The organism is Massilia haematophila (assembly GCF_042647645.1).
In the GTDB taxonomy this organism is placed as follows: Bacteria; Pseudomonadota; Gammaproteobacteria; order Burkholderiales; family Burkholderiaceae_D; genus Telluria; species Telluria haematophila.
Map to the genome: position 1 here is coordinate 1,222,318 of NZ_JBHRVV010000001.1, position 13,018 is coordinate 1,235,335.

A 13,018-nucleotide genomic window follows, 5' to 3' on the forward strand; every position below is an offset into this window, starting at 1 on the left:
TATAGCGTGAATTTACATCCGCACTGCACGGGCAAGCATCACCAGGTAATCGAGCTTGCCCAGCTTCGGCCGGCGCCGGAACACGTCGTAGCCGGCGTGCTCGATGCGCTCCAGGATGCGCAGGCCGCCCTGGACGATCAGGCGCAGTTCCCAGCCGATCCGTCCCGGCAGGCGCCTGGCCAGCGGCGCGCCCTGCAGCATCAGTGCGCGCGCACGCTCGACCTCGAACGCCATCAGCGCGCGCCAGGCGGGCGTGTCCGCGCCGCTGCGCAAGTCGTGCTCGCCGACGCCGAAGCGCGCCAGGTCTTCCAGCGGCAGGTAGATGCGGCCCGCGTCGCCCTTCGCGAGGTCGATCGCCACGTCCTGCCAGAAGTTGATCAGCTGCAGGGCGCTGCAGATCGCATGCGAATCGGCCAGGTTGCGTTCGTCGACCGCGCCGTACAGGGCCAGCATCAGGTGCCCGACCGGATCGGCCGAGCGCCGGCAGTAGTCGAGCAGCGCGGCATAGTCCGGGTAGCGGGTGGTGACCACGTCCTGGCGGAAGGCCGAGAGCAGGTCGCGCAGCGGTTGCAGCGGCAGGTCGAACTCCCGTGCCACGGTGGCCAGGCGCGCGAACACCGGGCGCGCCGGCGTGTCGCCGCGTTCGATGGCGTCGAGCGCGGCCGCATACTCGGCCAGGCCGGCCAGGCGTTCCGCGGGCGTGGCATCGCCTTCGTCGGCGACGTCGTCGGCGCCGCGGGCAAAGGCATAGATGGCTTCGACCGCCGGCACCAGGCGGCGCGGCATCAGGATGGAGGCGACAGGGAAGTTTTCGTAGTGATCGACTGGCATGCAAATCAATGACTTATAGGTCATTTACGCTAAGTATTTGCATGATTATAATTGCCGGGCCTCGGGACAGCCCTTTGCGTGGAATAATGCAGCGGCTTTCCGAAGAGATATGGCGCACTGCCCGGAGCTCCCTCGCGGGCTGTCCGTATCCGACAACGAATTGAAGAGGAAAAACACCCGTGTCCGCCCCGATCCGACTGCGCCGGCCGCTTGCCGTCCTTGCCCTGCCGCTCTGCGCGCTGCTCCTGTCGTCCTGCTCGAAGGACGAAAAGAAACCCGAAGACGTACGCCCGGTGCGCGCCATCGTCCTGGCCCAGGACGAACTGGGCGTGAACGCCGAGTTCTCGGGCGAGGTGCGCCCGCGCATCGAGTCGCGCCTTGGTTTTCGCGTGGCCGGCAAGATCGTCGAGCGCAAGGTCGACGTCGGCGCGGTGGTGAAAAAGGGCGACGTGCTGATGCAGCTCGATCCCCAGGACCTGAAGCTGGCGGCCAGCCAGGCCCAGGCCAGCCTGCGCGCGGCCGAGACCAACCGCGACCTGGCCAACTCCGACTACAAGCGCTACCAGGAACTGCGCGCCAAGAACTTCGTCAGCCAGTCGGTGCTCGATTCCAAGCGCGCCGCCCTGCGCGCGGCCCAGGCCGAAGCCGACGCCGCGCGCGCCGCCTTCCGGGGGCAGTCGAACCAGGCCGGGTATACGAACCTGGTGTCGGACATCGACGGCGTGGTCACCGGCATCGATGCCGAGGTCGGCCAGGTGGTGAACGCCGGCACGCCGGTGGCGCGGGTCGCGCGCACCGACGAGATGGAGGTCGTGATCGGCATTCCCGAAGACCGGGTCGACGAGATCCGCCGCATCGCAACGGTCAACGTGCGCCTGTGGGCCAATCCCGGCGAGGCGATTCCCGGCCGCGTGCGCGAAGTCTCGCCGGTGGCCGATCCGGCGACCCGCACCTACACCGCCAAGGTGGCGATCCCGCCGCGCCCCGAGGTGCGCCTGGGGATGACCGCCGCCGTGCAGTTCGCCGGCCGCTCGGGCGCCGGCGGCCTGCGCGCGCCACTGACCGCGCTGCACCACGAGAAGGGGGTGACCAGCGTCTGGATCGTCGAGAACGGGGCCGTCAAGCTGGTGCCGGTGCAGATCGCCGGCCAGGCCGGCAACGACGTGCTGCTCGGCGCCGGCGTCCAGCCCGGCCAGACCGTGGTGACGGCCGGCGTCAACCTGCTCAGGAATGGCCAGAAGGTGCGCATCCTGACGAGCGACGTGGCGCGCCGCGGCGACACCGAGGCCGAGGCCGCGGGCGCTCCCGTGCCGGCTTCGGCGCCCGCCGCTGCTCCTGCTCCTGCTCCGGCTCCTTCCGCCGCCGGCGGAGCCGCCAAATGAAGGGCTTCAACCTGTCGCGCTGGGCGCTCGAGAACATCCCGCTGACGCGCTTCCTGATCGCCGCGCTGCTGCTCGGCGGGATCTTCAGCTACCAGAAGCTGGGCCAGGACGAGGACCCGCCGTTCACCTTCCGCGCCATGGTGGTGCGCGCCATCTGGCCCGGTGCGACCGCGGTGCAGATGGCCGAGCAGGTCACCGACAAGCTGGAAAGGAAGCTCCAGGAAACCCCCCACGTCGACAAGATCCGCAGCTTCTCGAAACCGGGCGAGACCACCATCATCCTCGAGCTGCGCGAGTCGACGCCGCCGAAGGACGTGCCGGATTCCTGGTACCAGGTGAGGAAGAAGATCGGCGACATCGCCGGCACCCTGCCGCAGGGCGTGATCGGTCCTTTCTTCAACGACGAATTCGGCGACACCTACGGCTCGATCTTCGCGCTCTCGGGCGACGGCTTCACCTATGCCGAGATGAAGGATTACGCCGACTTCGTGCGCCAGCAGCTGCTCGGCGTGCCGCTGGTGGCCAAGGTCGAGCAGTTCGGAGTGCAGAACGAGAAGGTCAACATCCTGTTCTCGAACAAGAAGTTCGCCCAGCTGGGCGTGCCCTTCGAGCAGATCGTCAACCAGATCGCGACCCAGAACCAGGTCGAGGCGGCCGGCGTCCTGGTCACCCCGACCGACAACCTGCAGGTGCGCGTCACCGGCGCCATCCGCACCACGCGCGAGCTGGAAGACCTGCAGCTGCGCGCCGGGAACACCACCTTCCGCCTGGGCGACTTCGCACAGGTCAAGCGCGAATACCAGGATCCGCCGACCGATAAAATGCGCTTCAACGGCAAGGAAGTGATCGGCCTGGGCGTGTCGATGGAGAAGGGCGGCAATATCATCGCGCTGGGCGAGTCGCTGGACGAGACGGTGGCGCGGATCCGCGCCCAGCTCCCGGTCGGCATCGAACTGGAACGCGTGTCGAACCAGCCGCAGGCGGTCACCGCCTCGGTCAACGAATTCATGCACGTGCTGGTCGAGGCCGTGGTCATCGTGCTGGCGGTGAGTTTCCTGGCGCTCGGCCTGCACACCAAGCCGAAGCTGCGCATCGACGTGCGGCCCGGCATGGTGGTGGCGCTGACCATCCCGCTGGTGCTGGCGATCACCTTCCTCTTCATGCGCATGCTCGACATCTCGCTGCACAAGGTCTCGCTCGGCGCCCTGATCATCGCCCTCGGCCTCCTGGTCGACGACGCCATCATCGCGGTCGAGATGATGGTGCGCAAGATGGAGGAGGGCCTGTCGCGCTTCGAGGCGGCAACCTTCGCCTACACCTCGACCGCGATCCCGATGCTGACCGGGACCCTGATCACGGCCGCCGGCTTCCTGCCGATCGGCCTGGCGAAATCGGCGGCGGGCGAGTACACCTTCTCGATGTTCTCGGTGAACGCGATCGCCCTCATCGTGTCGTGGGTGGTGGCGGTCACCTTTACGCCCTACATCGGTTTCCTGCTGCTGAAGGTGACGCCGCACGGCCACGCCCAGTCCTCGCACGATGTGTTCGACACCCCGGGCTTCCGCCGTTTCCGCCGCCTGGTGTCCTGGTGCGTCGAGTTCCGCTGGACCACGATCGTGCTCAGCCTGGCGGTGTTCTTCCTCGGCGTGTTCGGTTTCAAGTTCATCGAGAAGCAGTTCTTCCCGGATTCGAGCCGCCCCGAGCTGATGGTCGAGATGTGGCTGCCGGAAGGCACCAGCTTTGCCGCCAACGAGGCGCTGGTGAAGAAGTTCGAGACCTTCGTGCGCAAGCAGCCGGAGGTGGAAAGCATCACGAGTTATGTCGGCACCGGCAGCCCGCGCTTCTACCTGCCGCTGGACCAGATCTTCCCGCAGTCGAACGTCTCGCAGTTCGTGGTGCTGCCGAAGGACGTCGCCCAGCGCGAGGCGCTGCGCGTGAAGATCCAGGACGTCTTCCGGAACGAATTCCCCGAGGTGCGCGGCCGCGTCAAGCTGCTGCCGAACGGGCCGCCGGTGCCGTATCCGGTGCAGTTCCAGGTGGCCGGTCCGGACATCGGCGTGGTGCGCGGCCTGGCCGACCAGGTCAAGGACGTGCTGCGCGCGAACCCGAACGCGGTCGGCGTCAACGACAATTGGAACGAATCGGTGAAGGTGCTGCGCCTCGACCTCGACCAGGATAAATTGCGCGCCCTGGGCGTGACCTCGCAATCGGTGCGGCGCGCCGTGAACACCGTGCTGTCGGGGACCACCGTCGGCCAGTTCCGCGAGACCAACGAACTGATCGACATCGTGGTGCGCCAGCCGGTCGAGGAGCGCTCGACCATCACGGTGCTGCGCGATACGAATATCCCGACCGCATCGGGCCGTTCGGTGACCATCGGCCAGGTGGCGCGCGTCGAATTCGTATGGGAGCCGGGCGTGGTCTGGCGCGAGGGCCGCGAGTGGGCGATCATGGTCCAGTCCGACGTGGTCGACAGCATCCAGGGCCCGACCGTCTCGACCCAGGTCGGCGAGCAGCTGGCCGCCCTGCGCGCCCAGCTGCCGGCCGGCTACCGCATCACGCTCGAAGGCGCGGCCGCCGACAGTTCGGAAGCCGAGGCCTCGATCTCGGCCAACGTGCCGCTGGTGCTGTTCATCGTGTTCACGCTGCTGATGCTGCAGCTGCACAGCTTCTCGCGCTCGCTGCTGGTGTTCCTGACCGGTCCGCTGGGCGTGGCCGGCGCCGCGATGGCGCTCTTGATCCTCGATCGCCCGTTCGGCTTCGTCGCGAACCTGGGTGTGATCGCGCTGTTCGGCATGATCATCCGCAACTCGGTGATCCTGGTCGACCAGATCGAGCAGGACATCAAGGGCGGCGCCGAGGCCTGGGACGCGATCGTCGAGGCCGCGGTGCGCCGCTGCCGGCCGATCCTGCTGACGGCCGCCGCCGCGGCGCTGGCCATGATCCCACTGTCGCGCTCGGTGTTCTGGGGGCCGATGGCGGTGGCGATCATGGGCGGGCTGCTGGTGGCGACCGCGCTGACCCTGCTGTTCCTGCCGGCGCTGTATGCGGCGTGGTTCAGGGTCAAGAAGCCGGTGGCTTGAGCGGAAGAGGGCGCGCTTCGATGGTTGGGGCGCGCCTTTTGGTGGGTTCGAGAACCCACCCTACGGGTAAACGATATCGGGGGCGTTCGGGCGTGCGTGAGCGCTATACAGCGTGGACTCGGGAGTCCACCCTACGAAACTCCGCAGTTGTAGGGTGGACACCTGTGTCCACGCTGTCTCATCGCCAGATCAGAGCCAACACCGTAGGGTGGGTTCTCGAACCCACGCGGTTTCAACGGCAAAGCAGGCGCGGCTCCATTCCGAATTTTGTGCGCCGCAATCTGCAAAAACCGGCCCACGCCCCGGGCTTGCCACAAAATTCACTCCTCTCGTGTCAGAAAATCCAGTAAAATACCGGGTTGAAGTTGTAGCCCCTAGACAAAGGAGTGCAGGGCGGCCGGTTTCACTGTCGGGCGCCCTTTGTTTTTGTGGCAATATGCAATCCTGAGCGAGGATGGCGAAATTGGTAGACGCACCAGGTTTAGGTCCTGACGCCAGCAATGGTGTGGGGGTTCGAGTCCCCCTCCTCGCACCACGAATAATTATTTTTTTGGACGATTTTTACGATGGCAACTGCAGTCGAAACCCTGGGTAAACTCGAGCGTCGCTTGACGATCACTTTTCCGCTGAGCGACGTCCGTACGGAAGTTGAAAAACGCCTGAAAAAGCAGGCCAAGACCGCCAAGGCCCCTGGCTTCCGTCCGGGCAAAGTGCCGCTGAAAATGGTCGCAGCCCAGTACGGCTACCAGATCGAGACCGACGTGCTGAACGACCGCGTCGGCCGCGCCTTCAACGACGCCGCCAACGAGAACCAGCTGCGCGTTGCCGGTTTCCCGAAAATCGAGCCGAAGCAGGACGCACCGGAAGGCATGCTGGCTTTCGACGCCACCTTCGAAGTGTTCCCGGAAGTCGTGATCGGCGACCTGGCCGGCGTTGACATCGAAACCGTCTCGACCGAAGTCACCGACGCCGAGATCGACAAGACCATCGACATCCTGCGCAAGCAGCGCGTGCACTACCACACCAAGGGCGAAGCCGGCGAGCACGGCGACGGCGGCGAAGCCGTTGCCGCCAACGGCGACCGCGTGACCGTCGACTTCGTCGGCAAGATCGACGACGTCGAGTTCGCCGGCGGCAAGGCCGAGGACTACGCGTTCGTGCTGGGCGAAGGCCGCATGCTGCCGGAATTCGAAGCCGCCACCATCGGCCTGAAAGTCGGCGAAAGCAAGACCTTCCCGCTGGCCTTCCCCGAGGATTACCACGGCAAGGACGTGGCCGGCAAGACCGCCGAGTTCACCATCACCCTGAAGAACCTGGAATGGGCGCACCTGCCGGAAGTCGATGCCGAGTTCGCCAAGTCGCTGGGCATCGAAGACGGTTCGATCGAAAAGATGCGCGCCGACATCAAGACCAACCTGGAGCGTGAAGTCAACGCCCGCATCAAGGCCCGCAACAAGGAAGCCGTGATGGACGCCCTGGTCAAGGTCACCGAGATGGACGTGCCGAAGGTCATGATCGAGCAGGACTCCGAGCGCCTGGCCGAGCAGACCCGCCAGGACATGGCCCAGCGCGGCATGGACGTGAAGAGCCTGCCGTTCCCGCCGGAACTGTTCGCCGAAAAGGCCGAGCGCCGCGTGCGCCTGGGCCTGATCCTGTCGAAGCTGGTCGCCGACAACAAGCTGGAAGCCACCCAGGACCAGGTCAAGGCCCAGATCGAAGACTTCGCGCAGAGCTACGAAGATCCGAAGGAAGTGCTGAAGTACTACTACAGCGACCGTCGCCGCCTGGGCGAAGTGGAAGCCCTTGTATTGGAAGAAAACGTCGTCAACTATGTACTTGGCAAGGCGAAGGTCGGCACCAAGGCCATCGCTTTCGATGAATTGATGGGTAGCAACCCACAGGCTTAAGGAACTGGGTAGGCTGGATCTTTCGAGCCTACCCGTGCAAGCCCTTATCTAAGCCTTTTTTACAAGGAAACGAGACAGGTATGAACCGTAATCCGGCATTGGACACCCAAGCACTCGGCCTCGTGCCGATGGTAGTTGAGCAAAGCGGCCGCGGCGAGCGCGCGTATGACATCTACTCGCGCCTGCTCAAGGAGCGCGTGATTTTCCTCGTCGGTCCTGTCAACGACCAGATGGCCAACCTGATCGTTGCCCAGCTGCTGTTCCTGGAAAGCGAGAATCCGGACAAGGACATCTCGCTGTACATCAACTCGCCGGGCGGCTCGGTCTCGGCAGGCCTGGCGATCTTCGACACGATGAACTTCATCAAGCCGGACGTCTCCACCCTGTGCACCGGCCTGGCGGCGTCGATGGGCGCCTTCCTGCTGGCGGCCGGCGCGAAGGGCAAGCGTTTCTCGCTGCCGAACTCGCGCGTGATGATTCACCAGCCGTCCGGCGGTTCGCAGGGCATGGCCTCGGACATCGAGATCCAGGCCAAGGAAATCCTGTACCTGCGCGAGCGCCTGGCGCGCATCATGGCCGAGAACACCGGCCAGAGCATCGAGCAGATCCACAAGGATACCGACCGCGACCGCTTCATGTCGGCCGAGGAGGCGCTGGAATACGGCATGATCGACAAGGTCTTGACCAACCGCGCTTGAGGCATCCCACAAGGTGTTGCTGAAAAACGCCCGGGCGCAAACACGTTCGGGCGTTTGTTTTTTATTTCGGGTAGCATGGCGGTGTGCGCGGTCGTGTTGCGTGCCCCGTAATCGTTATTCTCATAGCAAATTACTAAATACCTGCCCCCATGTCTGACAAAAAATCCTCCAGCGGCGAAAAGCTTCTGTACTGCTCGTTTTGCGGCAAGAGTCAGCACGAGGTGAAGAAACTCATCGCAGGACCTTCGGTCTTCATCTGCGACGAGTGCATCGACCTGTGCAATGACATCATCCGCGACGAGACCTCGAACGTCGAATCGGTGGCGGGCGCCAAGTCCGACCTGCCGACACCGCACGAGATCGCCGAACTGCTCGATCAGTACGTGATCGGCCAGCAAACAGCGAAGCGCATCCTGTCTGTCGCTGTTTACAACCATTACAAACGTCTGAAGCACCTCGGCAAGAAGGACGACGTCGAACTGGCCAAGAGCAACATCCTGCTCGTCGGCCCGACCGGTTCCGGCAAGACGCTGCTGGCGCAGACGCTGGCGCGCATGCTGAACGTGCCGTTCGTGATCGCCGATGCCACCACGCTGACCGAAGCCGGCTACGTGGGTGAAGACGTCGAGAACATCATCCAGAAGCTGCTGCAAAGCTGCAACTACGAAGTCGAGAAGGCCCAGCGCGGCATCGTCTACATCGACGAAATCGACAAGATCTCGCGCAAGTCCGACAATCCGTCGATCACCCGCGACGTCTCGGGCGAAGGCGTGCAGCAGGCCCTGCTGAAGCTGATCGAGGGCACCATGGCCTCGGTGCCGCCGCAGGGCGGGCGCAAGCATCCGAACCAGGACTTCGTCCAGATCGACACGACCAACATCATGTTCATCTGCGGCGGCGCCTTCGACGGCCTGGCCAAGATCGTGCAGAACCGTTCGGAAAAGTCGGGCATCGGTTTCGCGGCCAGCGTCAAGAGCCAGTCGCAGCGCTCGAACAGCGAGATCATGATGGAAGCCGAGCCGGAAGACCTGATCAAGTTCGGCCTGATTCCGGAACTTGTCGGCCGTCTGCCTGTCGTAGCTACCCTGAACGAATTGACGGAAGAAGCGCTGATCCAGATCCTGATCGAGCCGAAGAACGCGCTCATCAAGCAGTACTCGAAACTGCTGGAAATGGAAGGCGCCGAACTGGAAATCCGCCCGGCGGCCCTGCACGCGATCGCCAAGAAGGCGCTGGCGCGCAAGACCGGCGCACGCGGCCTGCGTTCCATCCTGGAACACGCGCTGCTCGACGTCATGTACGAACTGCCAAGCCAGCAGAACGTCGTGAAGGTCGTGATCGATGAAAATACGATCACGAACGGTGCAAAACCACTGCTGATTTACAGCGAAAGCGCAAAGGCTTCGGGCGAAAACTAAAAAATTCCGCGCGGAAACCACAAAAGCGCTTGTGCGCCCGATGCTTGGCGGTACAATTTACCTCAATAAAAGCATCGGGCTTCAATCGAAAAGCCACTCGCGACCACGGTCGCGTGGTGGCTTTTTTATTTCAGACTGGGATTTTATTGGAACGGCCAGCTTGCATTTCGCGAAAGCCTTTTTAATTCGAAGAAATATGCGTTGACCGGTCTTGAGTTTTCACCGTGTGCGCCCAACATCGTCTACACGCTTTTTATAAGGTATGCCATGACAACTTCCAAATTAACCGAGCAAACGACGCTGCCCCTCCTGCCGTTGCGCGACGTGGTCGTGTTTCCCCATATGGTGATACCCCTGTTCGTTGGTCGCCCGAAATCGATCAAGGCCCTCGAGGCTGCGATGGAGCAGGGCAAGAGCATCATGCTCGCCGCCCAGAAGGCTGCCGCCAAAGACGAACCTTCCGCATCCGACATTTATGAGATCGGCTGCGTTGCCAACATCCTGCAAATGCTGAAGCTGCCCGACGGCACCGTGAAGGTGCTGGTGGAAGGCGCCCAGCGTGCCCGTATCGATCACATCACGGACGCGCCGACCCACTTCGTGGCCGACCTGACCCCGCTGCGTTCGGAAATCGGCGACGACTCCGAAGTCGAGGCGATGCGCCGCGCGATCGTCCAGCAGTTCGACCAGTACGTCAAACTGAACAAGAAGATCCCGCCGGAGATCCTGGCATCGCTGGCCGGCATCGACGACGCCGGCCGCCTGGCCGACACCGTCGCCGCCCACCTGCCGCTGAAACTCGAGCAGAAGCAGGTGATCCTCGAGATCTTCAACGTCGCCAAGCGCCTCGAGCACCTGCTCGGCCAGCTTGAAGGCGAACTCGACATCCTGCAGGTCGAGAAGCGCATCCGTGGCCGCGTCAAGCGCCAGATGGAAAAGTCGCAGCGCGAGTACTACCTGAACGAACAGGTCAAGGCCATCCAGAAGGAACTGGGCGAAGGCGAAGACGGCGCCGACATCGACGAGCTCGAGAAGAAGGTGATCGCCGCCAAGATGCCGAAGGAAGCCCTGGACAAGGCCACCGCCGAGATCAAGAAGCTCAAGCTGATGTCGCCGATGTCGGCCGAAGCCACCGTCGTGCGCAACTACATCGACACCCTGGTGTCGCTGCCGTGGAAGAAGAAGTCGAAGGTCGCGAACGACCTGGCCAATGCCGAGAAGGTGCTGGAAGCCGAGCACTACGGCCTCGACAAGATCAAGGAACGCATCCTGGAGTACCTCGCGGTGCAGCAGCGCGTCGACAAACTGAAGGCGCCGATCCTGTGCTTCGTCGGTCCGCCGGGCGTCGGTAAAACCTCGTTGGGCCAGTCCATCGCCCGCGCCACGAACCGCAAGTTCGTGCGCATGGCCCTGGGCGGCGTGCGCGACGAGGCCGAGATCCGCGGCCACCGCCGTACCTACATCGGCTCGATGCCGGGCAAAGTGCTGCAATCGCTGGCGAAAGTCGGCGTGCGCAACCCGCTGTTCCTGCTCGACGAGATCGACAAGATGGGCGCGGATTTCCGCGGCGACCCGTCGTCGGCCCTGCTCGAGGTGCTGGATCCGGAACAGAACCACACCTTCTCGGACCACTACCTGGAAGTCGACTTTGACCTGTCGGACGTGATGTTCGTGGCGACCTCGAACTCGTTCAACATCCCGCCGGCCCTGCTGGACCGGATGGAAGTGATCCGCCTGTCGGGTTACACCGAGGACGAGAAGACCAACATCGCCCAGCGCTACCTGTTGCCGAAGCAGGTCAAGGCGAACGGCCTGAAGGACGACGAGATCAAGGTGGAAGAAGCCGCGATCCGCGACATCATCCGCTACTACACCCGCGAAGCGGGCGTGCGTTCGCTCGAGCGTGAAATCTCGAAGATCTGCCGCAAGGTCGTCAAGATGCTGCTGCTGAAGAAGAGCGACAAGAAGGTTGTCGTCGGCAGCAAGAACCTGGACAAGTTCCTGGGTGTGCGCCGCTATGACTTCGGCGTGGCCGAAAAGGAAAACCAGATCGGCCAGGTGGTGGGTCTTGCCTGGACCGAAGTCGGCGGCGACCTGCTGACGATCGAAGCCGTCAACGTGCCGGGCAAGGGCGCCATCATCCGCACCGGTACCCTGGGCGACGTGATGAAGGAGTCGATCGAGGCGGCCCGCACCGTGGTGCGTTCGCGTGCCCAGCGCCTGGGCATCAAGAACGAGGTGTTCGAGAAGAGCGACATCCACATCCACGTGCCGGAAGGCGCGACCCCGAAGGACGGTCCGTCCGCCGGTATCGCGATGACCACGGCGCTGGTGTCGATCTTCACCGGCATCCCGGTCCGCGCCGACGTGGCGATGACGGGCGAGATCACGCTGCGCGGCGAAGTCCTGCCGATCGGCGGCCTGAAGGAGAAGCTGCTGGCGGCCCATCGCGGCGGCATCAAGACCGTGTTGATCCCCGAGCAGAACGTGAAGGACCTGGCCGAGATTCCGGACAACGTCAAGAACAAGCTCGAGATCGTGCCGGTGCGCTGGATCGAGAAGGTGCTGGAAGTCGCGCTGGAACGCCAGCCGGAAGCGCTGGTCGAAGTGCCGGCCGTGGCCGTCACGCCGGCAAGCTCGGCCGAAGGGCAGGGCGACGTGGTCAAGCACTGAGCTCTGACGTGATTGCGATATGAAGAGGCGCCTGCGGGCGCCTCGTTTTCGTAGGGTGGGCACCTGTGCCCACGCGGTATGGTGCGCATGCTTCGTCGCGCAACAATCGGAAGTCTTTCGTAGGGTGAGCACTTGTGCCCACGCGGTATCAGGCCCATGCGTCGTCATGCAGCGATCAGCAGAACGCGACGCCGGCGAGCCGAGTCTCCCTCTTTTTCGATCCGCCGGCGGTACCATACCGCGTGGGCACAAGTGCCCACCCTACAAACCCAAAACGGCAATATTCCGCGCACTGAAGCCGTCCTCGGTCAATGTTGCTTGACAGAAGCAAATCCCCCTTGTTTAATACGCGCTTGCAGTTTTTTGCAGGAAGGCGCAGCGCCGCCGCGTCAGAACGTACAAGAGGAATAGAGTGAACAAGACTGAACTGATCGAAGAAATCGCGAAATCCGCGGACATTACCAAGGCTTCGGCTACGCGTGCGCTCGACGCCATGATCGAAGCCGTGACCGCGACGCTGAAGAAGAACGACAGCGTGACCCTGGTCGGCTTCGGCACCTTCACCGTCGGCGAGCGCGCTGCGCGCACCGGCCGCGATCCGCGCACCAAGGAACCAATCAAGATCAAGGCCGCCAAGGTCCCGAAATTTAAGGCTGGTAAAGCGCTAAAAGATGCTGTAAACTAATGCCTTCTCTGCAGTGACATGCAGAGAGGACTGCCTGGCGGTATGTTCGAGATCGATGATCTCGTGAGGTGAGGAGCTCAAGCCTCTCAGCTTTCACCAGCCAGGCAAGCAGTACCTTGTATTTGATGTGGAGCGGTAGTTCAGTTGGTTAGAATACCGGCCTGTCACGCCGGGGGTCGCGGGTTCGAGCCCCGTCCGCTCCGCCACTCAAAATACTCCGAATTTGGAGCGGTAGTTCAGTTGGTTAGAATACCGGCCTGTCACGCCGGGGGTCGCGGGTTCGAGCCCCGTCCGCTCCGCCAGATTCAGCATTACCGGAGCGCCACGACGGCGCTTCGACA

7 protein-coding genes, 3 tRNA genes and 2 pseudogenes are annotated in these 13,018 nt (G+C 63.4%); 10 read left to right on the plus strand and 2 right to left on the minus strand.

Going from position 1 to position 13,018, the window contains the following annotated elements:
- Positions 1-12 precede the first annotated feature (12 nt).
- Positions 13-831, minus strand: a complete 819-nt coding sequence (gene hpnC, locus ACFOPH_RS05510) for a squalene synthase HpnC (protein ID WP_379734044.1) — start codon at positions 829-831, stop codon at positions 13-15.
- A gap of 179 nt (positions 832-1,010) precedes the next feature.
- Here hpnC and ACFOPH_RS05515 point away from each other — a divergent pair, with 179 nt between their 5' ends.
- From ACFOPH_RS05515 to clpX, 6 genes are all read left to right on the plus strand, one after another.
- Positions 1,011-2,213 carry an efflux RND transporter periplasmic adaptor subunit gene (locus tag ACFOPH_RS05515; RefSeq protein WP_312550703.1) on the plus strand — a complete coding sequence of 401 codons (1,203 nt, stop codon included), beginning with the start codon at positions 1,011-1,013 and terminating at the stop codon, positions 2,211-2,213.
- A complete protein-coding gene (locus ACFOPH_RS05520) occupies positions 2,210-5,296 on the plus strand; it encodes an efflux RND transporter permease subunit (protein WP_379734047.1) in 3,087 nt (1,028 codons plus the stop codon). Before ACFOPH_RS05515 ends, ACFOPH_RS05520 begins: the two co-directional genes overlap by 4 nt.
- Positions 5,297-5,744: 448 nt before the next feature.
- Positions 5,745-5,831, plus strand: a tRNA-Leu gene (locus ACFOPH_RS05525).
- Positions 5,832-5,862: 31 nt separating this feature from the next.
- Positions 5,863-7,203: a trigger factor gene (tig, locus tag ACFOPH_RS05530; protein ID WP_312550706.1), complete on the plus strand. Its 1,341-nt coding sequence runs from the start codon at positions 5,863-5,865 to the stop codon at positions 7,201-7,203.
- An 80-nt stretch (positions 7,204-7,283) separates the two neighbouring features.
- Positions 7,284-7,901 (plus strand): ATP-dependent Clp endopeptidase proteolytic subunit ClpP, encoded by a 618-nt coding sequence (gene clpP / locus ACFOPH_RS05535; protein ID WP_312550707.1) that lies wholly within the window; start codon positions 7,284-7,286, stop codon positions 7,899-7,901.
- Between the two features lie 149 nt (positions 7,902-8,050).
- Positions 8,051-9,319, plus strand: a complete 1,269-nt coding sequence (gene clpX, locus ACFOPH_RS05540; protein ID WP_312550708.1) for an ATP-dependent Clp protease ATP-binding subunit ClpX — start codon at positions 8,051-8,053, stop codon at positions 9,317-9,319.
- Positions 9,320-9,500: 181 nt separating this feature from the next.
- On the opposite strand, the pseudogene ACFOPH_RS05545 reads toward clpX, so the two are convergent.
- A pseudogene (locus tag ACFOPH_RS05545) lies at positions 9,501-9,569 on the minus strand (zinc finger domain-containing protein); the annotation flags it as partial.
- Between the two features lie 17 nt (positions 9,570-9,586).
- On the opposite strand from ACFOPH_RS05545, the gene lon reads away from it, so the two are divergent.
- The 4 genes and pseudogenes from lon (at position 9,587) to ACFOPH_RS05565 (ending at position 12,979) form a co-directional block, all read left to right on the plus strand.
- Positions 9,587-11,992, plus strand: a complete 2,406-nt coding sequence (lon, locus tag ACFOPH_RS05550; protein ID WP_312550710.1) for an endopeptidase La — start codon at positions 9,587-9,589, stop codon at positions 11,990-11,992.
- A gap of 385 nt (positions 11,993-12,377) precedes the next feature.
- Positions 12,378-12,677, plus strand: a pseudogene (locus ACFOPH_RS05555) (HU family DNA-binding protein); the annotation flags it as partial.
- 129 nt (positions 12,678-12,806) lie between these two features.
- A tRNA-Asp gene (locus ACFOPH_RS05560) sits at positions 12,807-12,883 on the plus strand.
- Positions 12,884-12,902: 19 nt separating this feature from the next.
- Positions 12,903-12,979, plus strand: a tRNA-Asp gene (locus tag ACFOPH_RS05565).
- Positions 12,980-13,018: the final 39 nt, after the last annotated feature.

Coding starts and splice junctions, on each gene's coding strand:
- tig (WP_312550706.1), top strand. CDS start 5,863: ATGGCAACTGCAGTCGAAACCCTGGGTAAACTCGAGCGTCGCTTGACG.
- clpP (WP_312550707.1), top strand. CDS start 7,284: ATGAACCGTAATCCGGCATTGGACACCCAAGCACTCGGCCTCGTGCCG.
- lon (WP_312550710.1), top strand. CDS start 9,587: ATGACAACTTCCAAATTAACCGAGCAAACGACGCTGCCCCTCCTGCCG.
- ACFOPH_RS05520 (WP_379734047.1), top strand. CDS start 2,210: ATGAAGGGCTTCAACCTGTCGCGCTGGGCGCTCGAGAACATCCCGCTG.
- hpnC (WP_379734044.1), bottom strand. CDS start 831: ATGCCAGTCGATCACTACGAAAACTTCCCTGTCGCCTCCATCCTGATG.
- clpX (WP_312550708.1), top strand. CDS start 8,051: ATGTCTGACAAAAAATCCTCCAGCGGCGAAAAGCTTCTGTACTGCTCG.